The 22,880-nt window shown below is 75.7% G+C and carries 20 protein-coding genes; 8 read left to right on the top strand and 12 right to left on the bottom strand.

Translation table 11 applies throughout. The annotated features are described in order from the left end of the window. The first annotated feature begins 224 nt into the window (after window positions 1–224). Window positions 225–482 carry a PqqD family protein gene (locus tag AAG589_RS12905; RefSeq protein WP_430567649.1) on the top strand — a complete coding sequence of 86 codons (258 nt, stop codon included), beginning with the start codon at window positions 225–227 and terminating at the stop codon, window positions 480–482. Here the strand turns inward: AAG589_RS12905 and AAG589_RS12900 are convergent, their stop codons facing one another. After that, window positions 483–3,776, bottom strand: a complete 3,294-nt coding sequence (locus AAG589_RS12900; protein WP_430567648.1) for a hypothetical protein — start codon at window positions 3,774–3,776, stop codon at window positions 483–485. A 205-nt stretch (window positions 3,777–3,981) separates the two neighbouring features. Between AAG589_RS12900 and AAG589_RS12895 the strand changes: the two genes are divergently transcribed. Next, complete coding sequence (locus AAG589_RS12895) at window positions 3,982–4,689, top strand: phosphatase PAP2 family protein (RefSeq protein WP_430567647.1); 708 nt, start codon at window positions 3,982–3,984, stop codon at window positions 4,687–4,689. Here the strand turns inward: AAG589_RS12895 and AAG589_RS12890 are convergent. Together AAG589_RS12890 and AAG589_RS12885 are read right to left on the bottom strand one after the other, a co-directional pair. Continuing rightward, window positions 4,604–5,695, bottom strand: coding sequence for a glycosyltransferase family 4 protein (locus AAG589_RS12890; protein ID WP_430567646.1), 1,092 nt, complete (start codon window positions 5,693–5,695; stop codon window positions 4,604–4,606). The two genes, AAG589_RS12895 and AAG589_RS12890, sit on opposite strands and share 86 nt — an antisense overlap. An 8-nt stretch (window positions 5,696–5,703) precedes the next feature. Then, on the bottom strand, window positions 5,704–6,831 hold the full coding sequence (locus tag AAG589_RS12885; protein ID WP_430567645.1) for a glycosyltransferase WbsX family protein: 1,128 nt from the start codon (window positions 6,829–6,831) through the stop codon (window positions 5,704–5,706). A gap of 158 nt (window positions 6,832–6,989) precedes the next feature. Between AAG589_RS12885 and AAG589_RS12880 the strand changes: the two genes are divergently transcribed. From AAG589_RS12880 to AAG589_RS12860, 5 genes are read left to right on the top strand one after another with little or no spacing between them, the layout of a single operon-like run. Then, entirely contained in the window at window positions 6,990–7,889 is a 900-nt protein-coding gene (locus AAG589_RS12880; protein ID WP_430567644.1) for a hypothetical protein, read from the top strand. Then, entirely contained in the window at window positions 7,882–8,958 is a 1,077-nt protein-coding gene (locus tag AAG589_RS12875) for a glycosyltransferase family 2 protein (protein WP_430567643.1), read from the top strand. The genes AAG589_RS12880 and AAG589_RS12875 overlap by 8 nt, the downstream gene beginning before the upstream one ends. 34 nt (window positions 8,959–8,992) lie before the next feature. Continuing rightward, window positions 8,993–10,216, top strand: coding sequence for an ABC transporter ATP-binding protein (locus AAG589_RS12870; protein ID WP_430567642.1), 1,224 nt, complete (start codon window positions 8,993–8,995; stop codon window positions 10,214–10,216). A 5-nt stretch (window positions 10,217–10,221) separates the two neighbouring features. After that, a complete protein-coding gene (locus AAG589_RS12865) occupies window positions 10,222–11,070 on the top strand; it encodes an ABC transporter permease (protein ID WP_430567641.1) in 849 nt (282 codons plus the stop codon). Next, window positions 11,070–11,981, top strand: coding sequence for a glycosyltransferase family 2 protein (locus AAG589_RS12860; protein WP_430567640.1), 912 nt, complete (start codon window positions 11,070–11,072; stop codon window positions 11,979–11,981). Before AAG589_RS12865 ends, AAG589_RS12860 begins: the two co-directional genes overlap by 1 nt. A gap of 41 nt (window positions 11,982–12,022) precedes the next feature. Here AAG589_RS12860 and AAG589_RS12855 read toward each other — a convergent pair whose 3' ends face one another. From AAG589_RS12855 to AAG589_RS12825, 7 genes are read right to left on the bottom strand one after another with little or no spacing between them, the layout of a single operon-like run. Continuing rightward, the gene (locus AAG589_RS12855) at window positions 12,023–13,459 is read right to left on the bottom strand and encodes an apiosidase-like domain-containing protein (RefSeq protein ID WP_430567639.1); all 1,437 of its coding nucleotides are present in this window, start codon (window positions 13,457–13,459) and stop codon (window positions 12,023–12,025) included. Continuing rightward, entirely contained in the window at window positions 13,456–14,736 is a 1,281-nt protein-coding gene (locus tag AAG589_RS12850; RefSeq protein WP_430567638.1) for a polysaccharide pyruvyl transferase family protein, read from the bottom strand. The genes AAG589_RS12855 and AAG589_RS12850 overlap by 4 nt, the downstream gene beginning before the upstream one ends. Beyond that, a complete protein-coding gene (locus AAG589_RS12845; protein ID WP_430567637.1) occupies window positions 14,733–15,650 on the bottom strand; it encodes a glycosyltransferase family 2 protein in 918 nt (305 codons plus the stop codon). Before AAG589_RS12845 ends, AAG589_RS12850 begins: the two co-directional genes overlap by 4 nt. Next, the gene (locus AAG589_RS12840) at window positions 15,647–16,846 is read right to left on the bottom strand and encodes a polysaccharide pyruvyl transferase family protein (protein ID WP_430567636.1); all 1,200 of its coding nucleotides are present in this window, start codon (window positions 16,844–16,846) and stop codon (window positions 15,647–15,649) included. The genes AAG589_RS12845 and AAG589_RS12840 overlap by 4 nt, the downstream gene beginning before the upstream one ends. After that, on the bottom strand, window positions 16,843–17,514 hold the full coding sequence (locus AAG589_RS12835; protein ID WP_430567635.1) for a PIG-L deacetylase family protein: 672 nt from the start codon (window positions 17,512–17,514) through the stop codon (window positions 16,843–16,845). Before AAG589_RS12835 ends, AAG589_RS12840 begins: the two co-directional genes overlap by 4 nt. Next, window positions 17,511–18,398, bottom strand: coding sequence for a glucose-1-phosphate cytidylyltransferase (locus tag AAG589_RS12830; protein ID WP_430567634.1), 888 nt, complete (start codon window positions 18,396–18,398; stop codon window positions 17,511–17,513). Before AAG589_RS12830 ends, AAG589_RS12835 begins: the two co-directional genes overlap by 4 nt. Next, window positions 18,395–19,852 carry a glutamate-1-semialdehyde 2,1-aminomutase gene (locus AAG589_RS12825; RefSeq protein WP_430567633.1) on the bottom strand — a complete coding sequence of 486 codons (1,458 nt, stop codon included), beginning with the start codon at window positions 19,850–19,852 and terminating at the stop codon, window positions 18,395–18,397. Before AAG589_RS12825 ends, AAG589_RS12830 begins: the two co-directional genes overlap by 4 nt. Window positions 19,853–20,021: 169 nt before the next feature. Between AAG589_RS12825 and rfbC the strand changes: the two genes are divergently transcribed. Beyond that, the gene (gene rfbC / locus AAG589_RS12820) at window positions 20,022–20,570 is read left to right on the top strand and encodes a dTDP-4-dehydrorhamnose 3,5-epimerase (protein WP_430567632.1); all 549 of its coding nucleotides are present in this window, start codon (window positions 20,022–20,024) and stop codon (window positions 20,568–20,570) included. Between the two features lie 41 nt (window positions 20,571–20,611). On the opposite strand, the gene AAG589_RS12815 is transcribed toward rfbC, so the two are convergent. Next, entirely contained in the window at window positions 20,612–21,784 is a 1,173-nt protein-coding gene (locus AAG589_RS12815) for a methyltransferase domain-containing protein (protein ID WP_430567631.1), read from the bottom strand. A 24-nt stretch (window positions 21,785–21,808) separates the two neighbouring features. After that, on the bottom strand, window positions 21,809–22,831 hold the full coding sequence (locus AAG589_RS12810) for an NAD-dependent epimerase/dehydratase family protein (RefSeq protein WP_430567630.1): 1,023 nt from the start codon (window positions 22,829–22,831) through the stop codon (window positions 21,809–21,811). Window positions 22,832–22,880 lie beyond the last annotated feature (49 nt).

The following is a 22,880-nucleotide window of genomic DNA, read 5'->3' as shown; positions in this document are numbered from 1 at the left end:
TCCCCTTTTCGTGAGTTTCCTGCAGGACAGACACCACGACACGCGGTGTCCCGGCGCCGGTCAACCGTGCCGCCCGGTTCTCACCCGAGGCCCAGCCGGCTTTCACCCGGCGCGGGGTGAAACCTCGCCGCCGACGGCGTCAGACGGGCGGAACCGCCCTATCCTCGGTGCGTCCGCGCGGCGTCAGGCCGTGGCGACGAGAGGCACCGACGAGAGGCACGACGATGAGGCTTCGCGAGAACGGCGTCACCTGGCAGGAGATCGACGGCGAGCTGGTCATCCTCGACCTCGTGTCGTCGACGTACCTCACGACGAACGGCAGCGGCGCCTTCGTCGCCCAGCTGCTCCAGACGGACCGGGCGGCCGCGGACCTGGCGGCGGCGCTCGTCACCGAGTACGGGGTCGATCCTGCGGTCGCCGCCCGCGACACGGAGGCGTTCCTCGCGGAGCTGCGCCGGCGCGAGCTCCTGGTCGAGGCCTGATCAGCCCGCCGGCCCCCAGGCCCGCACGGCGCTCACGGCGACCAGCCAGTCGCTCTCGGTCACCAGCGGCATGAACGGCGTGGGCGGACCGCCCAGGACGCCGGAGTAGTTGACGTCGAGCACCCGCGTGCCGCGGATCTCGGTCCACGGCACCGTGACGCGCACGGCGGTGATCTCCACCGGGTCGATCGCGACGAGCGCCACCCGGTCCCACAGCTGGTCGGTGCGGGTGGCCACGGTGCGCCACCCGCCGTCCGCGAGCCGCACCGCCACCGTGTAGTCGCGCAGGCCGGCCGTGCAGCACCGGATGCCCGCCGTGGCCACGGCGATCCGGTCGACCGTCACCGGGCCGCCCGTGGTGACCTCCACCGTCGGCGCCGGGTCCACCGAGCCGTCCGCGAGCCGGCCGGAGCGCCACGGCTCCCGCACGTCGAAGGTGCCCGACGTGATCGTGCCGGCCTCGCCCGCGTCCGGGTGGGTCGACGACGCGGACACCGGGCGGCCCTCGAGCACGTCGTCGCCGAACGGCTCGGTGGCACGCACCCGCAGCGCCGCGCCCGCCGGGGCGCGCAGCAGGACCGGGCTGCCGGTCACGGGGACCTCGGTGCCCCCGGCCGCGACCCTCAGGCCGTCCTCGGCCCCGTAGACGTCGCGGCGGGTGACGTCGACGTCGCGCCCGCCGCGCGGCGTCACCACGACCGACGTCGACAGCTCCTCGGACCACAGCGCCAGGACCGTCGCGCCGCCGTCCGCCCGGCCGCGCATCGCGTGCACGCCGGGCGTCCCGGTGTCCACGGCGACGACGTCGTCCAGCCCGGCGACGACGGGGGCCGTCGCCGCCATCGCCGCCCCCGCCGGCTTCACGTAGGCGCCGTACTGCAGCAGCGACCACGAGTTGCCCGACTCGCCGAAGCCGCCCTCGCTGAAGAAGTACGTCCACTCCTCGACGTCCTCGAGCGCGTACCACCACAGCTTGCGCGCCACGTCCCCGCCGGTCGCCCAGAAGTTCACGACGCCGTCGGACCACCAGCCCGACTCCGTGTCCCACACCGGCCGGTCGCCGCACGGGCGGAGGATCTCCCGCAGCCGGTCCAGCTCGGCGCCGTCGGCCGAGAACCCCTCCTCCTCCCACGACCGGTTGAGCCCCGTGTACGGGTGGACGCCCACGACGTCCAGCGACGCGCAGCCGCCCGCCGCGACGAGGCCGGACCACCAGTCGAGGGCCACGCCGAGCGTGTTGCCCCCGACGACGACGGCGCGCGGGTCGGCCGCCCGGACGCCGCGGGCGAAGGGCGCGCCGACCTCGCGCTGGTACCGGGCGGCGTCGTCGTAGCCCGTGCCGTTCGGCTCGTTCCACGGCGCCCAGTACACGATCCCGGGGGCGCGCTCCCCCAGGCCGGCGACGAGCTGCCGCACCCAGCCCTCCCAGGTCCCCGCCTCCGCGGCGGCACGCTCGGCGTCGCCGCCCTGGCCGACCTGCACGACGAGCCGCACCCCGGTGCGCTCCGCCTCCCGCGCCGCGGCGGCGAGGTCCGCGAACGGGTCCGTCGGCTCCTCCGTGTCGCCGCCGGCTTCGCCGACGGTCGCACCGGGCAGCGCGTCCCACGCGACCCCGGCGGGCCCCGGCTCGGCCGTGGGGTCCGCGACGAGCGCGGCGAAGTCGAGCTGCACGCGGTGCGACCCGACGCCGAGCTGGTCGGCGAGCTGCACGCCGCGCCGCGGCTGGGCGCCGCCCCAGTCCGCGCCGTCCGCGAGCGACGCCGGGTCGAGCGCGCTGCCCTCCGGGGTCACCGTGTAGCGCAGGCAGGCCCCGGAGACGGCGGACCCGTCGTCGTCCACCAGCGCCGCGTCCACCTCGTAGACGCCGGGCCGCGACGGCGGCAGGTCGAGCTCGACCTCGCCGCCCGCCGGCGGCAGGTCGGCCAGGTGCTCCGCGCCGACGACCGGGTCCGGCACCCGCGGGTCGCCGCGCACCTGGTAGCGCAACCGGTACCGGTCGGCCCGCGGGCCCCAGGCCTCGTCGAACCCGGCCACGACCCGCGGCTCCTCGCCGGCGGCGAACACCCCGTACGGCCGGTCGACGAGGAGGCCGGCGCCGAGGCCCATGGCGGCGACCAGGCTCTCGCTGTCGGCCGTGAGCGTGACCGGCGCGCGCAGCCCCTCGGCCACCCGGTCCGCGGAGATCGCCGTGAGCGACAGCGCGCCGTCCGCACCGTCGGTGAGCACGTAGTAGGTGTCGCCGTCCTGGAGCACCGGGGTGCGGTCGGCCAGGGTGAACGGCTGCTCGTCGTCCATGCCGGCGTCCGGCCAGGTCCCGAGCAGGACGCCGTCGGTGCCGTACCGGCGCAGCCCGGTGCCGGGCTCGGCGAGCAGCAGCCCGCCACCGGGGGCCGCGGCCGCACCGGTCGCGGTCGTCCACGGCAGCGACGGCACGCCGAGGACCGGCTCCGCCGGCGCCGACGACCCCAGCCGGGTCGGCACCCCGCCGTCCGGCTCCACCACCGACAGCCCCAGGTCGGTCCGGTCGCCGCCCGCGGCCGGCCGTGCGGACGACAGGACGGCGGCCCCGCCGTCGAGCTGCCCGAGCACCGCCCCGTCGACCGTCAAGGGGTCGAGCAGGGTGCCGTCGGCGCCCACCCGGTGCAGCACCGTCCCGGCGTCGACCACGCCCACGACCTCGCCGCGGCCACCCTCGTCCCACGCGACGGTCCCGTCCAGGTCGAGGACGGCCCCCGTGGTCTGCGGCCCGTCGGGCAGCGTCGTGCGCCACGCCTCGGCGCCGTCCGGCGCCACCTTGACCAGGTCGCGGCGGCCCATCAGCGTGTCGAGCAGGTAGACCGAGCCCTCCGCGCCCACCTCGAAGGAGCTCGTGCCGAAGGTCTCGCTCGCCCCGTCCCAGTCGAGCCCGACGACCGTCTCGCCCTCGGGCCCCCCGCCGTCGAGCGCGAACCTCGCCACCGTGTACGTGGCGTCGACCCGGGACGCGACGTACGCCGTCCCGCCGGAGACCCGGACGCCGACCAGCTCCCCCGCCCCGGGCACGACGTCGTCCACCACCGTGCGGACCCCGGCCGACAGGTCCTGGTCGAGGCCGTCGTCGACCACCCGCGCCAGGTCGGGCACCCCGCAGACGGGGACGTCGCCGGTGACCGGCGCGACCGGGGATGCCGTCCCGGTCGGGGCGGCGCCTCCCCCGCCGTCGTCCCGGAGCAGCGCCGGGGCGAGGACGAGCGCGCCGACGACAACGCCGCACACCACGACCGCGGACGCCGCCACCGCCACTCGTCGCGTCACTGGACCTCCCGGGAGCGGGTGCGTCCAGCCAGGCTAGGCAGCCCCGTCCCCGGCGGAGGGGGCGGCGCCGGCAGTTCACCCGTGGCGGGGAGGGTTTCACCCGGGGCGCCCGGAGACAGGTGTCGCCGCGTGCCGAAGCATGGTTCGAGACGCCGGCCGGACGACGTCGGCCGGGGGCGCGACCGGCGAGACCGAGGAGGCGACGATGCCCGACGACGCGAGCCGGGACGGGCGCTCGGCCGAGCCCGGCACGCGCGACGGGCCGGCCGCTCCCCCCGGCCGGGGCGTGGGCGCGCCCCTCCTCGTGGGCGCCGGGCTGGCGCTCGGCTTCGTCGCGCTGTACCTGCTCGCGGTCCGCACGGAGGTGGGCCAGCAGCTGGACGACGATGCGCTCGCCGCGACGGCGACCCTGTGGGACGCCACCGTCCCGCTGACCCGCCTCGTGCGGGCCGCCCTTCCGTTGCTGCTGGCCGCGGTGGTGCTCGTGCCGCTGGCGCGCGCCGTCGGAGCGCGGGCATGGCGGCGGCTCGCGGCGGCGGCGCTGGTCGTGGGCGTCTCGGTCCTCGGGTCGCAGCTCCTCAAGCACGTGCTGCTCGACCGGCCCGACCTGGGCCACCAGAGCATCCCCGAGAACTCCTACCCCAGCGGGCACATGGCGGCGGTGACGGCGCTGTGCGTCGCCGTCGTGCTGCTGTGGCCGGGAGGGGCGTCGCGGGCCGTCGTCGCCGGCTGGTCCCTGGTCGCGCTCGTCGCCGTCGCGGTGAACGTCGTGTCGTTCGCGCACCGCCCGTCGGACGTGCTGGGCTCGCTGCTGCTCGTCGGCGCGGTCACCGCCGCGACGTGGTGGGGGCTGCGCCTCGGCGAGGCCGCACCGGTCCCCGCGCGCGGACGGGGGCGGGCGCGGGCTCGGTAGGGCGGTACAGCTCCTCGTACCGGTCGACGACGCGCCCCAGGGAGAAGTCCCGCGAGCGCGCCAGGCCGGCGGCGGCCAGCGCGGCGCGCCGGTCGCCGTCGTCGAGCAGGTCGGCGAGCGCGGCGCCCACGCCCGGCAGCGGCACGAGGGCGCCGGCGCGGCCCTCGTCCGTGACGTAGCGGGCGCCCAGGTTCGGGGTCGACACGACCGGCAGGCCGCTCGCCATCGCCTCGACGTACGGGATGCCGAAGCCCTCGTAGTCCGACGGCAGGCAGAACGCCCACGCCCGCCGGTAGGCGTCCGCGAGGGCGGCGTCGTCGAGCGCACCGAGGGCGCGCACGCCGGGGCCGGCGTCGTCGGGCACGTCGCGCGAGACCATCCACAGCTCCGCGTCCGGGTGCCGGGGCCGCACGTCGCGGACGAACTGGCGGGCGAGCTCGGCCCCGTTCTTGCGGCCGTGCCACGCGCCGACGAACAGCACCACCGGGTGGCCGGCGCGGCCGTCCGGGTCGCCGGGGGCGAAGCGGGACGTGTCGACCCCGTTCGGCACGACGTCGTGCACCCACGGGTACCAGCGCCGCGTGGCCGGCGAGACGACGGCGGTGTGGTCTGCGACGACGCTCGCGAGCAGCTCGGAGCACCCGAGGAGGACCATCCGCAGGCGCTCCTTCGCCCCCCGGATGCGCCGTGCCTCCTCGAAGCACGAGCCGTGCAGGGTGCGCACGTGCCGCGGCACGCGGCGGCGCCAGAGCCAGTAGTCGTCGCCGTGCGCGTGCAGCACGTCGTAGCCGGACAGGTCGAGGCGACGCACCGCGGTCGCGAACCGGAACGTGCGCAGCGCGCCGGACAGCTCCACGTGCCGGTGCCCGTAGACGGCGCCGGGCACGGGCGGGCACTCGCTGATCACGTCGACGTGGTGGCCGCGCCGCACCAGCTCCGTGGCCAGCTCGTGCACCTGGTAGCCGATGCCCTGCTTGCTCTCGCTGGGCAGGTAGTAGGAGACCATCGCGATCCTCACGGCGTGCCCCCGTCCGGCCGGTCGTCACGCAGGCCGTCGCGCAGCGCCTCGAGCCAGCCGTGGCCGAACCGCCGGTCGGGCTCGAGGTGGTTGCCCTCCGCCCACTCGTTCCACGACTTGACCCACAGCAGGCGCTCGTCGGCGGGCCGGTGCGCGACCGACGCGACCGCCTGGCGGACGTTCTCGCGGAATCCGTCGGGGGTCGCCCCGTGCAGCACGATGCCGCGCCGGCCGGAGCGGGGCGTGTTGTCCCAGTTCGGGTACACGCACGGCTGGACCAGGTCGCCGGTGCGGTTCTGCTCGGCCCACGACGTCGTGTACGGGTGGATCTCCGGCCCGCCCGTCAGCTTCCGGTAGGCGCGCATCCGCAGCAGGTCCGCCCGCGACGTCCCGGCCGGCATCCGCATGTACACCCCGGCGTCGAACCCGTCCTCCTTGACCCGGTCGTACCGCACGCCGCGGCCCACGAGGTCGCTCATCTCGGCCACCAGGTAGAGCCCCTCGAGCCCGGCGCGGCGGGCCAGCGACTGCCACAGGTCGACGAAGGCGCCGGCGTCCGGCAGCTCCTCGGGCCGGAAGACGTAGAACACCGGCCGCCCGCCGACCCGCAGGTAGCGCGGGTCGCGGAAGGCGGGCAGCACCGCCTCGAAGTGCGCCACGTGGTCCGCCCGGCCGGGGTAGCGCTGCTCCATCAGCACCCGGTCGGCGTCGCCGTGCCAGATGCCGCTCCACGTCTGGTTGGCCCACGCGAGGCAGAACGAGATGCCGGGCTCGCCCGAGGCGAGCACCTCCGTGAACGGGCGCTCGAGGAGGCGGCGCCCGTCGCCGAACCAGTAGTGCCAGTACGCGAACGCCTCCACCCCGTGCTCCTGCGCCAGCGCGGCCTGCGCGGCCCGCGACTCGGCCAGCCGCAGGTCGTAGAAGCCCAGGTCGGCGGGCAGGTCGGGCTGGGCGTGCCCGGGGTACAGGCGGCGCGCCCGCGCCACGTTGGTCCACTCCGTGAACCCCGGCCCCCACCAGGCGTCGTTCTCGGGCACGGGGTGGAACTGCGGCAGGTAGAACGCCACCGCGCGAGCCGCCGTCGTCGCCGGGGTCCTGCCACCGTCTGCCACCGTCGTCGTCACGTCCCGAGTGTGTGCAGCGATCCGGGCCGTCTCAACGACGGCGGCCGCATTTCACCCCGGCGACGGGCACCGAGGGCGCAACTTCACCCCGGCGGCCCGCCGGGCCGCGCCTAGCCTCGCCGTATGAGGCCGCGGACCGGGGACATCGGGGGCATCGAGTGAGCGCGACGAGGCTCGGCGCCTACGTCCTGCCGGGGGACCTGACCTGGCTCGAGGCCACCCTGCGCGCGTACTACCCGCACGTGGACGAGCTGGTCGTGCCCTGCCCGGTCGACGGGCTCGGGTGGAGCGGGCAGCCCGTGCCCTCCGCGGCGTGCGTCGACGTGGTGCGCGCGGTGGACACGCGCGGGATCGTGCGCCTGGTGCCCGGCACGTGGCGGGACGTCGACGACCCGCTGCGCGGCGAGACGGCGCAGCGGCAGGCGGCCCTCGACGCGTTCGGGCCGGACGTCGGCTGGGTGCTGCAGCTCGACGGCGACGAGCTGCTCCCCCGGCCCGCGGCCCTGCTCGCGGCGCTGCGGCTCGCCGACGTGCACGGGTGCGACACCGTCGAGTGGCCCATGCGCGTGCTGTACCGGCGCACCCGGCGCGGCTACCTGGAGGTCACGACCGCCGCCGGCACGCCCGCCCACGAGTACCCCGGCCCCGTCGCCGTGCGCCGCGGGGCGCGCCTGGCCACCGCGCGCCGCGCCCCCGGCCGCCGGCTGCGCGTGCTGGTGACGGGCGACGTCGCGTCGCCCGCGGTGCGTCGGCCCGCGGAGCCGGGCGAGGTGCGGGTGGTCGCCGCGGACGCCGCCGACGCCATCGTGCACAACTCGTGGGCGCGCGACCTCGCGCAGGTGCGCGCGAAGGTGCGCGGGTGGGGGCACGCGCGGGACTTCTCCGCCGGGCGGTACCTGTGGCTCGTGTGGTGGCCGTCGCGCGTCGTCTGGCGCCTGCAGCGGGACCTGCACCCGCTGTACGGCGCGGTCTGGCCGCGCCTGCGCCCGGTGCCCGGGCCCGACCTCGGGCCCGCCGCGTCGGGCGCCCCGGCCCGGGCGGAGGTGGCCCGTGGCTGAGCGCGCCCACCTCGTCGTCGTCCTGAGCTGGCACGGCCGCCGAGACACCCTCGCCTGCGTCGCGTCGCTGGTCGACGGCGCCCCGGGCACGGACGTGCTCGTCGTCGACAACGGCTCCGAGGACGGCGTGCTGGAGGCCGTCCGCGACCGCTGGCCGCACGTCGTGACGCTGCAGACGGGCGACAACCTCGGCTTCGCCGGCGGGATGAACCGCGGCCTAGCCTGGGGCCTCGAGCGCGGCTACGCGCTGCTCACGGTGCTCAACAACGACACCGTCGTGGCCCCCGGGGCCCTCGACCTGCTGGCGGCCTCCGCGGCCGGGCGCGTCGCCGTGAGCCCGCGCATCGTGCGCCTCGCCCCCGGCGCGGACGGCGGACCAGACGGCGCCGCGGGCGACGCGGGCGACGCGGCGCTCTGGTTCGCCGGCGGGTCGCTCGACGCCCTCGACGGGCTCCCCCGGCACCGGACGGCGGCGGAGGCCGCGGCCGACGTCGCCGCCGGGCGCCCGTTCACGACCGACCTGCTCACCGGCTGCTGCGTGTGCGCGAGCGCCGGCACCTGGCGCGAGGTGGGGCCGTTCGACCCGCGGTTCTTCCTCAACTTCGAGGACTCGGACTGGAGCCTGCGGGCCCGGCGGGCGGGCGTGCGGCTCGTGGTCGTGCCGCGCGCGGTCGTGCGGCACCGGGTCTCGGCGTCGTTCGTCGGCCCGGCGTCCTACCTCGGCACCTTCTACTACGCGCGCAACGCGCTGCTGTTCGCCCGGCGGTGGCGCGGCGCCGGCGTGAGCCGCCGGGGCCTGCTGCGCCACCGGGTGCTCCCCCGGCCGGTGCGCGCCTGGCGCGACCTCGGGCCCCGGGAGGGCGTGCGCACCGCCGTCGTGGTCGCCGCCGCCCTCGTCGCCCACGTCGCGCGCGCGTCCGGCCGCGCCCCGCGCGCCCTCGAGGCGCTCGCCGCCGCCTGGGCGGCGCGAGGCCGGGCCCCGGCCCCGGCCGGCGACCGGGTGGAATCCGCCGCCGACCGGGGTGAAAAGGCCCCCGTCCCCCTCGGCCCGCACCCCCCACGCGGTTAGCGTGACCGCACTCCTACCGTCGCGAGGGACCCGCATGAACAGCACCGCCGACAGCCCCCCGGGGGACGCGATCTCGACCCGCGGACTGGCGAAGTCGTACCGCATCGCCACGTCCGGGCGCTCGCACGACCGCCTGTCCGAGGCCCTCGTCGCGCGGGTGAGGCACCCGTTCCACCGGCGCGAGTTCGAGACGTTCGAGGCGCTGCACGACATCTCGTTCGACGTCCCGTGGGGCGAGGCCGTGGGCATCGTGGGCCGCAACGGCGCGGGCAAGAGCACCCTGCTGAAGATCCTCACGCGGATCACCGCGCCGAGCGCCGGCCGGATCGAGCTGGGCGGCCGGGTGGGCAGCCTGCTCGAGGTCGGCACCGGGTTCCACCCCGAGCTCACCGGCCGCGAGAACATCTACCTCAACGGCTCGCTCCTGGGCATGGGCCGCAGCGAGATCCGGCGCCGGTTCGACGACATCGTGCGGTTCTCCGGCATCGAGAAGTTCCTCGACACCCCGGTCAAGCGCTACTCCTCCGGCATGTACGTGCGGCTGGCGTTCTCCGTGGCCGCCCACCTCGAGACGGAGATCCTCGCGATCGACGAGGTGCTGGCCGTGGGCGACGCCGAGTTCCAGCGCCGCTCGCTGGACAAGATGCGCGACGTCGCGAAGGACGGCAGGGCGGTGCTCTACGTGAGCCACCAGATGCAGACGGTGACGACGCTGTGCACGTCCGCGATGTTCCTCGACCGCGGCCGGCTGGTGCACCACGGGACCGTCGACGAGGTCATGACGGCGTACCGCGAGAGCTTCGCCGGCCTCCGCGAGAGCCAGGAGGACGTCCGCCGGCGTCCCGGCACCGGCCTGATCCGGTTCGCCACGGTCACGACGCCCGAGATCCGCGAACCCGTCGACGACACGGTGATCGCGTTCGAGGTGGGCGCCAACCCGGAGATCGTCGGGAAGTACTTCGTCTCCTGCCACGTCCGCGACCACCACGGCGTCATCGTCACGCAGTGCGACTCCCGGCTCGTGGGCCAGTGGTTCGACCCCTCGGAGCCGCACGGCGGCGAGGTGCGGATCAAGGACCTCTGGCTGCAGCCCGGCCTCTACACCGTCGACATGTACCTGTGCCAGGCCGGCGTCTTCGACGAGTGGCAGGCGGCCGCCACGTTCGAGGTGCTCCCCCACCTGCCGTACCCGGAGGTCGTCATCGAGGACGGCATCTTCGGCGCGGTCCTGTGCGACTTCGACTACGAGGCGTGGTGACCGTCGTGAGCGCCCCCAGGACAGCGACCAGGACCGCGACCAGGATCGTCATCACCCCGCCGGGGCGGCTCAACGTGCCGCGGTGGCGGGAGCTGTGGGAGGCGCGGGAGATCTTCTACCGCTTCGGCGTCCGCGACATCGTGCTGCGCTACCGGCAGACCGCGATCGGCGTCGCCTGGGTGGTGCTGCAGCCGCTCGTCACCGCGGCGATCTTCGCGGTCGTCTTCGGCCGGGTGGCGGGGCTGCCCACGGGGGGCGTCCCCTACTTCCTGTTCGCCTTCGCCGGCACGGCGGCGTGGACCGCGTTCTCCGGCGTGCTCACCCGGGCGGCGCCGTCGCTGGTGGCCAACCAGGCGCTGGTGTCCAAGGTGTTCTTCCCCCGCGTCGTGGTGCCGCTGTCGACCATGCTGTCCGTGCTGCTCGACTTCGCCGTGTCGCTCGTGCTCTTCGCGGTGCTGCTCGTGGTCAACGACGTCAACCCCGGCTGGGCCGTGCTCGGGCTACCGCTGTGGACGCTCTGCGCGCTCGCGCTCGGCTCCGGCCTCGGCCTCGCCGCGTCCGCGATCATGGTCAAGTTCCGCGACGTCCAGTACGTGCTCCCGTGGCTGGTGCAGGTGCTCATGTACGCGACGCCGGTGGCGTACTCGCTGGACGCCGTCCCCGCGGGCCTGACGTGGTGGTTCGAGGCGAACCCCCTGACCTGGCTCATGGAGTGCTTCCGCTGGTCGATGCTCGGCACCCCCGCGCCGCCCGCGTGGCAGGTCGCGGGGCTGCTCGTGACGTCGGCGGCGGCCGTGGTGGGCGGCCTGCTGGTGTTCCAGCGGCGCGAGCGCGAGTTCGCGGACGTGATCTGATGGCCGCCCGCCTGACCGTCGTCATGTCGACCAACCGCGTCTCGCCGTACCTCGCCGAGGCGCTGCAGAGCGTCAAGGACCAGTCGTTCACCGACTGGCGGCTGGTCGTCCTGGACAACGGGTCGCCCGACCCCGACGGCGTGCGGGCGGCGGCGTCCGCCGTGCCCGGAGCCGTCGTGGTCGGCGAGGCGGGGCACGGGGTGTCGATCCCCCTCAACCACGGCGTGGCGCTCGCGCGGGGCGAGTACGTGACGTTCCTCGACGACGACGACGTCTGGCTCCCCGACCGGCTCCGGGTGCTGGTCGGCGCGCTCGACGCCGACCCCGGCGCTGGCGCCGCCTACTCGTCCATCGACGCCATCGACGCCGACGGCGGGCACCGCGGGCACCACTTCGTCGCGCGGGACGAGACGGCGCGCGACCTGCTCTCGGGCCGCTGCCCGTTCCCGAACCTCGTCTCCTTCGTCTACCGGCGCACCGAGCTGCTGCGCGTGGGCGGGTTCAACCCCGCCCTCGCCTACGCCGAGGACACCGACCTCACCTTCCGCCTGCTGCAGTACTCGCGCCTCGTGAGCGTCCCCGAGGTCCTGACGCTGTACCGCCGGCACGGCGCCAACACGACCCACGGCAACCTGGCCGAGGTGCACGACTGGGCCCGGCGCATGATCGGGATGCAGCTGTGGGGCGCCGCGCACCACCCCGACCCGCGGGTGCTCGCCGACGTGCGGGCGAACCTCGCCGCCCTCGACGCCCAGGACGCCCGCGACTCCGTGGGCGAGGGCCTCGACCGGCTGCGCCACGGGCACGTCCCCGGGGCCGCCCGGATGCTCGGGCGCGCCGTGCGGCTCGACGCCCGGGCCGCGGCCCACGAGGCCAGCCGCCGGGTGCGGCACCGGCTCGGCCGTTCCTGACGACCTGACGGGTCTCGACGGGCTCGACCGGCGGGGTCGGCTCAGTCCACCGGGTGCGTGCCCAGCACGAGCAGCCAGTCGTGGTCGCCCGCGGCGTTCGCGCCCGGCGTCGTCATCGAGGTCCCGAGCCGTGCCGCCACGGGCTCGCCCGTCGTCGGGTCCACCCACCAGGCCCGCGACCCCTCCGCGAGCCGGCCGACGTCGAGCGTGACGGTGCGCGCGGTGGGGACGTAGACGAGGGCGAGGTCGCCGTCGGGGCTCGCCGCGGCGGTGGCGAGGTCGGTCTCGAGCTGGTCGGAGGCGTCCGGGTTCCCGCCCGCGCCGCCGGTGAGCAGCGCCCCGTCGTCGGGCACCAGGGTCCACCACGGGAGCGCCGCGACGACGTCGCGCAGCCGCGCCACCTGCTCGGCGCCCGCGGAGTGCAGCCGGCCCTGCCAGCCGGGGAGGAACTCCCAGTCGTCGGTGCCGTACACCTCCCCCGGAGAGCCGGACGTGATCGCCCACAGCACCTGGCGCCGCAGGGTCTCGGTGGTGGTGGGCTCGTCGCCCAGGTTGTTCTCGCCCTCGTAGTTCGACTCGCCGAGCAGCGCCGGGCGGACGGGACCCGTGTCGTACGCCTCACGCACGGCCTCGTAGACGGGCTGGTAGCTGTACACGAAGTCCCAGTCGACGAGCGGGTCCCAGTGCGGGTCCTGGCCGGCGAACCGCACCGTGATGAGCTGCGCCGAGAACGGACGGGTGTCGCCGGTCGACCGGATCCCCTCCTGCACCGCGTCGAGGCACGCGTCGTCGGCGGGCTCGGGCGTGTAGTCGCCGCCGGCCATCCAGAGGACGTGGGGCAGGTCCGCGGCCCACTCGCCCACCTTCGCCCCGTACTCGTGGCAGACCTCGGCCCCCGGCGAGCCGAACGGCTCGTCGATCGTCCAGCTGTCCACCGGGTAGAGCAGCACCGTGAGGCCGAGGTCCGCCGCGCGCGCCAGGGTGGCGTGCGCCCGGTCCCAGTACGCCGCGTCCCAGCGCGTGACGTCGCCGCCGACGAACGGGAGCAGCCCGTCCACCGTGGCGCCGTCCGCCGACGGGCCGCCGTTGGTCGGGTTGCCCAGCAGGGACACGACGAGGGTGTTGAAGCCCTGCCGGGAGCGGGTCGTCAGGTAGGTCTCGGCCTCGGCCGGGCTCAGGTCCACCAGCAACGACCACGGCGAGTCGCCCCGCACGAGCACCGGGTCGCCCGCCTGGTCCACGAAGTACCGGCGGTCGGCCGAGATCTCGGTGACGAACCGCGGCGAGCCGTCGGTGGGCGGCTCTGCCGTCGGGGCGTCGGAGGCCGAGGGGGGCGGGCCGGAGGTCAAGGGCTCGCGCGGCGCCCCGGGCCCGGCCCCCTCCTGCCGGAGCACCTGGCACCCGCCGACGCCGACCAGCACGACGACGGACAGCGCCGCCAGGACAGCGGCGGCCCGCACGGCGAGCCGCCGGCTCACGGCGCCGCCGGCTCCCTGACGTGGATGCCGAGGAGGTGCCGCACGCGGTCCTCCTGCGCGCGGACGGCAGCCCGGTCCGCGTCCGCGACCGCCCGTACGTGGGCCGCCTCGGCGGAGTGGTCGGCCAGGATCTCGCGGACCTGGGCGACGACCGTCGCCGTGTCGTAGGAGTCCCGGTCATGGGCCCTGCGGTGCGAGGTGTCGTGCACCCTGCCCTCGGGCTCCGGTGGTCGACCGGGCGGGCCGTGAGGGCCAGGCGGGCGGTGCGAGGCGTGGCGGCCGTGCCGGCCGTACGGGCTGTACGCCGCGACCAGAGCGGCCTGCTTGGGCCCGTACCCGGTGGCGACGACGGGCACACCCTCGCTCACCGCCGCGACCAGGTTGTGGTACCGCGCGGCGACGAGGGCATGGCACCCGCCGAGCGCCTGCGCGACGTCGTCCACGGTGCGGGCCTCGCTCAGCTCGACGGCCGCGCCGGGGTCGGCCTCGCGGACGCGGCGGACCACCTCGCGGGCGACGCGCAGGTCCAGGTCCTCGCCGGCCACGACCCGCACGCCCGCCCCCGCGGCGAGCAGCGCCCGCACGAGGCCGACGCTCCGCCCCGTGTACCGCTCGCGGTCGGCGTCGCGCTCGGCGCCGCCCCAGTCCATGACGCCGACCCCGACGATCGGGTGGGTCCGCGCGGTGCCGGGCGCCGGGGGCGTGGCGGTAGGGGCGCGGCGCAGCACGACGTCGGGCACGACGGCCACCTCGCGACGCACCCCCAGCCCGGCGACCGCCCGGGCGGACCCCTCGTCGCGCACGGTCACGACGTCCGCCCACGCCAGCGCCCGCGCGAAGAACCGGCGCACGCCCGGCGACGCCTCGTCGTCGACCCCGACGCTGAGCAGCAGGAGCGGGCGACGCAGCAGGCGCGACCAGGCGGCCAGGCAGAACAGCGAGAACGGGATGCCGCGGGGGCGCTGGCCCTGCCCCTCGAAGATGCCCGTGCCCGGTACGACGACGGCGTCCACCGACCGCACGGTCCGGCCCAGGTGCACGACGTCTGCCGCGCGGCCCAGCAGCCCCTTGATCCCGCGGCGCGGCGCGCTCGGGTGCCGGATGCCGACCGCTTCCACGCCGTGGGCGGCCTCGACGACCTCGGGCAGCTGCGCCACGGCCAGCGCCCGCGCCCCGGTGCCGTCGAGCAGCCGCAGCCCGGCGGCCAGCGAGGCCTCGTTCCCGAAGTTGCCCGTGCCCGTCTCGCCGAAGAACGCAACCCGCCGCGCCGGTCTCACGCGACCCCCCGGCTTGCCCCCACGAGCCCGGCGTCCCGAGGCAGGCGGGCGAGGTCCCCGACGATGCTGCGCCACCCGGGAGCGGTCCAGCGCCCGAGCACCGTGGCGGCGCACCGCGCGCGCTCGGCGCGGTCGAGCGGCGCCGCCCCCACCGCCTGCAGCAGGAGGATCGTGGAGCGCGAGTACGGGAAGACGGTGCGGGGACGGCTCGGGTCCACCCAGGCCGCCTCGGAGTCGCGGTCGCCGCCGTGCCGCCCGTCGTGCGCGCGGATGCGCAGCAGCCCGCGCTCGGGCACCACCTCGAGGCGACCCGCCAGCGCGAGCGCGGCCGGCAGCACCATCTCCCCCGCGGTCGAGACCCGGATGCCACCCGCGGCCCGCGCCGCCGCCGTGCGCATCAGGCCGAACCCGACCTGGCCGACCATCCGCCGCAGCACCGTCCCCATCCGCACGTGCGGCGACGGGCCCGCGAGTCCGTCGGCGAGGGCGGCGTCGCCGTCGTGGTGCTCACCGACCTCCCGCCCCTCGGTGTCGACGAGCACCACGCGCGGGACGGCGCACACGGCGCCCGGGCCCGCGTCGTCCAGCACCTCGACGCTGCGGCGCAGCCACGCCGGCTCGCGCAGGTCGTCGTGGTACGCCCAGGCGAACAGCGGCGAGCGGGCGTGGTCGAGCAGCCACTCCGCGTTGCGGCCGCCGCCGATGTTCGCGTCGTGCCGCACGTACGTGACCCGCGGGTCGCGGGCGGCGGCCTCGCGCGCGATCTCCTGGGTGCCGTCGGTGGACGCGTTGTCCGCCACGATCACGGCGAGGTCCGCGAACTCCTGAGCCTGCAGGGCCGCGAGCGCCTGCGGGAGGTAGCGCTCGCCGTCGTGCACGGGCACCCCGATCGTCACCGGTGGAACAGCTGTCACGACGCCTCCCGCAGCGCACGGATCCTGGACATGACCTCGTCGTAGCCGCGCAGCGTCCGGTCCCGCGCGCGCAGGGCCCACGCGTCGACGTCCCGCGACAGCGCGTCGCGCTTGCCGGTCAGGGCGTCGAACGCCTCGACGAGCTCGTCGGCCCCGAAGCTGTGGGCGTCGACGCGATAGGCGCCCACCCCCGCGTCCTCCGCCAGCACCCGCACCTTGTCCGCGTGCACGACGGTGACGAACGGCACCCGGTCGAGCGCCGCGCCGACGAGGATGTGGAAGCGGCTGCCGATGACGGCACGGACCCCGGCGAGCTCCCGCAGCAGCTCGTCGAAGTCGCGCGGCGTGCGGATCTCGACGCTCCCGGGCGCCCGCCCCCCTGCGACGTCCCCGACGACCTGCCTCGCCACCGCCACGTCGGCGGCGTCGGACACCACGACGCGCACCCGCTCGCCGCGTCCGACGAGCGTCGCGACGACGCGGCCGATCTCCCGGCGGTAGCGCTCGCGCTCGGTGTCCGTGGCCCAGGCGGCGCCGACGGCGGAGGGCACGTCGATGACGCTCACGACGACGACGCCGCGGTTCTCCTCGGGCGCCGGGATCGGCACGTCCGACCGCGCGGTCACGACGTCCCCCATCAGCACGTCGCGCGCGGTGTCGACGCCGGTCGAGGCGACCGACTCGCGCGTGAGCGGGTCGCGGTACGAGCGGACGTCCGCCGTCGCCGCGGCCGCGCGCACCACCCATCGCGTGAGCCTGCGCGAGTACCGGCTGCCTCCGACGCCGAGCCACCCGTACGGCGTGGCACGGCACCGGGCCGCGACCCCGACCAGCAGGAGCGACAGGAGCGTGCCGCGCGGCGGCCCGCCCTGCCCCGCCTCCAGCGCGCCGGTGCCGGGGACGACGACGGCGTCGAACCGGCCCGCGAGCCGCACCAGGTGCACGAGGTCCAGGGCGAGCCGGACCCCCTTGGCCGCGCCCGAGGCGTGGCCGGGACCGGAGTAGGACCACCGCGCCCGGGCGCTCGTGGCCGGGCGGCCGAGGGCCCGCCGGGCGCCGGCGGGCTCGCGGCTGACGACGGTCACCTCGACGTCGCCGGGGCCGGCCTCCAGCAGCCGGATCACCTGCGCGGCCGACGCGTCGTTGCCGATGCTGCTCACGCCCAGCTCCGCGAAGAGCGCCACCCGGGTCGTCATGACGCCGTGCCGATCAGCGTGCCGGCCAGGTCGAGCCGCTGCTTGCGCACGGTGAAGCCCTCGGCGTACGACGACCGGCACTCCATCCCCCGCAGGCGCATCAGCCCGAGGAACGTCTCGTCGTCCCACCAGTCGCGCGCGGTCTGGGACGGGTAGTGCTTGGACAGCAGCTCGACCTTGCGGCGCGCGTCGTCGCGGCCGACCGGCACGTACGTCGTGACGCGGCGCAGGTCGCCGTCCCACTTGGGGATCTCGTACTCGAGCACGAGGGCGTCGCGCCAGACGGTCGGCACGAGCTCCCCGACGAGCCGGTGGTCCTGGTGCGCGTCCTGCGGGCTCGGCGCGAGCACCAGGTCGACCCCGCCGGCGGGCGACAGCTCGCCGGCCAGGTCCTCGAGGGCGCCCTTGACCGCGCCCCAGTGCTCGGGCAGGCGGCCGTCGGGCAGCGACCAGAACCGGCTGGTGGCGCCCGGGCTGAACGCCTGGGCCGCGGCCTCGGCCTCGGCCTGCCGCTCGGGGCTGCCGGTCAGCGTCGCGACGACGACCTGCACCCCGCCGCGCGCCGCGAGCGCCAGGAGCGTGCCGCCGCAGGCGATCTCGACGTCGTCGGGGTGCGCCGCGACGCACAGCACCCGCAGGCGCCCCGCCGCCGGGACGAGCCCGATCATCGGGTCGCGCCCAGCACGCTCAGCGCCGGCGCGAGGTCGGGGTCCGCCGACGGGTGGTCCGCCGACGGCGCGGCAGGCACGGCGGGGCGGGGGCGCAGCGTGCCCGGGGCGTGCTCCCAGACGGCCCACGGCCGGCGGCCCTGCCGGTCCATCTCCTCGAGCATGTGGCGTTCCTTCAGGGTGTCCATCGGCGCCCAGAAGCCCTCGTAGCCCACGGCACGGAACCGGCCGTCGCGGGCCGCGCGCACGCAGCCGTTCATGACGAGGTCGTCGCCCTCGTCCAGGTAGTCGAAGATGCCCTGGCGCAGCACGAAGTAGCCGCCGTTGATGCACATGGTCATGCCGGCCACGGGCTCCAGGTCGCGCATCGTGCCGTCGTCGTCGTAGCGCACCACGTGGAAGGAGTCCTGCGGGGGGACGGCCAGGAGCGACCCGACCGCGTCGGTGGCGACGAGCTCGTCGACGATCTCGTCCATCGGGGCGTCGGTGAGCACGTCGCCGTAGTTCGCGAGGAAGACGTCGTCGCCCTCCAGGTACGGGCGCACGCGCCGCAGCCGCTCGCCGATCGGGGTGTCGATCCCGGTGTCGACGAAGGTGATGCGCCACTCGCTGATGTCGCTCGAGAGCAGCTCGACCTGGTCCCCGCCCCGGCTGAGGACGAAGTCGTTCGAGTGGGCCTCGGAGTAGTTCAGGAAGTAGTCCTTGACGACCGTCGCGCCGTACCCGAGGCACAGGATGAACTCCGTGTGCCCGAAGTGCGCGTAGTACTTCATGATGTGCCACAGGACCGGGCGCGACCCGATCGACATCATCGGCTTGGGCAGCGACTCCGGGCCGGAGCGCATGCGCATCCCCAGCCCGCCGCAGAACAGCACGACCTTCATGACCCGACCTCCGTCGTTGCTCGACCGGCGACGCTGCCGGCCCCGTCGACCTCGACGCCTCCGGCGTCCGGCAGCCGCCGCGGGGCGGCCCGCTCCCGCATGGCCGGCGCCACGGGGCGGCCCCGCAGCAGGCCGTCGGTGGTGCCGGCGTCGACGGCCTGCCCGTAGGCGACGAGCGCGCCGCGCACGGCCTCCACGGTGTGGTCGACGTCGGCGTCGGTGTGGGCCGCCGAGATCACGAACGACTGGGCCAGCACACCGCGCTCCAGCAGCTCCTGCAGGAACAGGGTGCGGAACGCCTGCGACGGGTTGCCCTCGTGGTCGCGCGTGCCGAAGACGAGGCACGACGCCCGGCCCATGACCGTCACGTGGTCGGCGAGCCCCGCCTCGGCGACCGCCCGCTCGACGCCGCGGCGCAGACGCTCGCCCTGGGCCTCCATGACCCCGACGACGTCGCGCTCGGCGTACGCCTCGGCCACGGCGAGGTACGCGGCCAGGCCCGTCGTCTCGGCCCCGTGCGTGGTGGACAGCAGGAAGGCCCGGGAGGCGTCGGTGTTGAGCCCGCCCACCTCCATGAGGTCCGCGCGGCCCGCGAGGGCGGAGACGGAGAAGCCGTTGCCGAGCGCCTTGCCCCAGGTCGACAGGTCGGGCACCACGCCGTACACCGACTGCGCGCCGCCCGCGGCCCAGCGCATGCCGGTGATCATCTCGTCGAAGACCAGCACGAACCCGTCGCGGTCGGCCAGCTCCCGCAGGCCCTCGAGGAAGCCCGGCGCCGGCTCGGCCGTCGCCGTCGCCTGCTCGAGGATCAGCGCCGCCACCTGCCCCGGGTGCGCGTCCAGCATCGTGCGCACCGAGTCGAGGTCGTTGTACCGGAACCCGACGGTGAGGTCGCGGTGCGCCTGCGGGATCCCCGCCGACATGGCGGTGGTCGAGACGAACCAGTCGTCGGTGGAGAAGAACGGCTGGGTGGAGCAGACCGCCACCAGGTCGCGACCGGTCGCCACGCGGGCGAGCTTGATCGCCGCCGTCGTGACGTCCGAGCCGTTCTTGGCGAACTTCACCATCTCGGCGCCCGGCACCTGCGCGCAGAAGCGTTCCGCGGCCTGCAGCTCCCAGACCGACGGGCGGGAGAAGTTCACGCCCTCGGACGCGGCGCGGGCCACCGCGCCGACGACCGCCTCGTACCCGTGCCCGAGCGTCACCGCCCGCAGGCCCATGCCGTACTCGACGAACCAGTTGCCGTCGAGGTCCTGCACGCGGGCGCCGTGGCCCCGCACCAGCACGGGCGCCATGCCCTCCGGGTACTGGTCCGAGCCGCGGGCGTACGTGTGGGCCCCGCCGGGGACCAGCTGGTGCAGCCGACGCTGCGCCGCGGCCGACCGGGCGAAGCGGGACGGGGCGGGCGCGCTCGCCGTGCCGTCGCTGCCTGAGGTGCCTGCGGTCTGGGTCATCTGAGGCTCCCTGGGGTCGGACCTGCTGGCCGTCGCCAGTCTGTGCACCGGGCCGCGGCGCGCGGAAGACGCTCCCCGCCAGTTCACCCGGCCAGCGGCGGGATACGGCCGTTTTTCATCCGCCCCGGGCAGTCCCCCGGGCGGCCTGGGCGACCTAGCGTGAGGACGCATGAAGGTCATCGAGACATCCATCCCCGGGCTCCTCGTGTTCGAGCCGACACCCCATCGCGACGAGCGGGGCTACTTCTCCCGCACGTACGACGTCGCCGTCATGGCCGAGGCGGGCATCGACCCGGCCGGCTTCAAGCAGGAGAACCAGTCCCGCTCCTACCAGGGCGTCGTCCGCGGCCTGCACGGCCGGTCGAACGCCGGCGAGGCCAAGCTGGTGCGCTGCGCCCACGGAGCCGTCCTCGACATCGCGATCGACGCGCGGCCGGACTCCCCCACCTTCGGGCAGATGGAGACGTTCCTGCTCGACGACCAGGTCTGCCGGCAGGTCTACATCCCGCGCGGGTTCCTGCACGGGTACCAGGCCCTGACGTCGGTGACGGACTTCGTGTACCGCATCGACGACTTCTACGGCCCCGACGAGGACGTCACCGTCAGCTTCGACGACCCCGACCTCGCCGTCCCGTGGCCCGCCCCGATCACGATCGTCTCCGAGCGCGACCGGCACGGCCTCACGTGGGCCGAGTACCGGGCGAGCCTCGGCCGCTGATCCCGCGGCACCCCGGCGCCGAACAGGCGCCGGGGTGTCCGTCAGACCTCGCGGGGCATCGGGTCGAGCACCACCCACCGGCCGCCGTGCTCCTCGACCTCCGGCAGCGCGCGGCGCACCTCGTCCAGCAGGTCCGGGACGAAGAGCAGCACGCGGTCGGGTCGCAGCGCGACCATGTCCGCCGGCGAGACGATCGGGATGCGGTTGCCGGGCATCGTGCGGCCGTGCTTGGCGGTGGAGGCGTCGGCGACGGCGACGACCTGCGACGCGTCGATGTCCGAGGCGCGCAGCAGCGCGGACGTGCGGGACGCCGCGCCGTAGCCCGTCACGCGCAGCCCGCGCGACGTCGCGTCGTGCAGGTAGGCGCCGATGGCGGCCACGGACTCGCGCAGCGCGGTGCCGAGCATCGCGACGGACGCCGGGTCGAGCACGCCCTCGGCGGTCTCGCGCTCGACCATCGCCGTGACGTCGGCGGACTGCCCGCCCCACCGCGAGCCGTCCTTGGCGAAGGCCAGCATGATCGTGCCGCCGTACAGCGGGTACTCCCAGGCGCCGACGGCGGTGAGCCCCGCCTCGGCGCCCATGCGGACCAGGGCGGGCGTCGAGTAGTAGGCGAAGTGCCCGTGCCGCAGCGCGTTCCAGATGCCGCCCCGCACGATCGCCGCGAGCGTGTGGTACTGCATGAGCAGCACGCCGTCGTCCGCGAGCCGGTCGCGCCGCTCGAGCAGCGCGGCGCGCTGGTCGGCGTCGTGCATCATCCCGAAGATGTCGACGATCAGCTCGGCGGGCCCCTCGGTCACCTCGACCATGTCGCGGCGCGCGAGCTGGTCCACCCAGGTGCCGCCGTGCGGGCTCGGGTACTCCAGCACGCGGGCGCCGCGGCGCACGAACCCGGCGGCCTCCGCCTGGTCGACGGCGGCCTCGGCCTGGGCGACCAGGGCCGCGGGCTCCACGCCGCGCGGCTCCTCCGGCGACGTCGGGTCCGACTCGATCTGCGCCAGCCCGGTCGACGCGCCGAGGACCATGCGCAGCGGGTGCTCCGGGTCGGGGGTGGGGTCGGACGGGTCGGGGAACAGGTCCGCGGGCGGCTGCATCCCCAGGTCGAGGACGACGGCGCCCTCGGCCGACCCGTCCCAGCGGTCGCGCCAGGCGGGGTCGAGGGGTTCCGTCCGCGGGTCGCGGCGGTGCGAGGCGTGCGTGGTGGTGTCGGTCATGACGTCCTCCGTGGAAGGGTCGGCTCAGTGCAGCCGGAGCGTGGCGATGTCGAGGCGGCCGTCGGCGGCGAGCCGGTTGATCCGCGCGAGGCGCACGAAGCGCTCGCCCTCGAACTGCTCGGCGGTGAGGTTGCGGTCCGCGGCGTCCTTCCAGATCTCGCGGATGCCGTCGGGGATGGTCCAGGCCGGCGCGGCGGCGGGCAGCGTCGAGCGGATCTTCGTGAAGTCGACCCGGTAGTTGCGGGAGTCGGCGCCCGCGCCCTCGGCGAACGTCACCGGCGCTCCGGTGATCTCGCTGACCTGCTCGGCGATGGTGCGGATCTGCACGACGTCCTCGTCCCGCCCCACGTTGAACGCCTGGTCGTGCACGACCTCCCGCGGCGCCTCGAGGCCCGCGAGGAAGGCGCGGGCGATGTCCTCGACGTGCACGAGCGGCCGCCAGGGGCTGCCGTCGGACTGGAGCCGCACCTGCCCGCGCGTGTAGGCGGTGCCGGTGAGGTTGTTGACGACGATGTCGGCACGCAGCCGCGGGGAGGACCCGTACGCGGTGGCGTTGCGCAGGAACGTGGGCGAGAAGTCGTCGTCCGCCAGCGCCGAGATCCCCCGCTCGGCCTGGACCTTCGACTCCCCGTAGGGGGTGACGGGGTTGAACGCGGAGTCCTCGTGGACGGGCTCGTCGCCCGCCGCGCCGTACAGCGAGCACGACGAGGAGAACAGGAACCGCGGCACCCCGGCGGCCCGGGCCGCGCGCGCCATGCGCACCGCGCCGTCCGTGTTCACGGAGAACGTGGCCTGCGGGTTCAGGTGGCCCAGCGGGTCGTTCGAGATCGCCGCGAGGTGGACCACCGCGTCGAACCCGACGAGGTCCTCCGGCTGCGCGTCGCGGACGTCGCCCGTGCGCTGCTCGTACCCGGTCACTGGCGGGCCGAAGTCGCACCCGTCGTACCAGCCGACGTCGAGCCCCACCACCTCGTGGCCGGCGTCCTGCAGGAACGGCACCAGCACCGCCCCGACGTACCCTCGGTCCCCATCGACGAGCACTCGCATCGTCCGTCCCCCGTCATCGTCGTCCGGCCGGTCGTGAGGGCCTGGTGCG

It is taken from the genome of Isoptericola sp. F-RaC21, from assembly GCF_038593535.1.
Classification (GTDB): domain Bacteria; phylum Actinomycetota; class Actinomycetes; order Actinomycetales; family Cellulomonadaceae; genus Isoptericola.
This window is presented reverse-complemented; position numbering and strand designations above follow the sequence as displayed.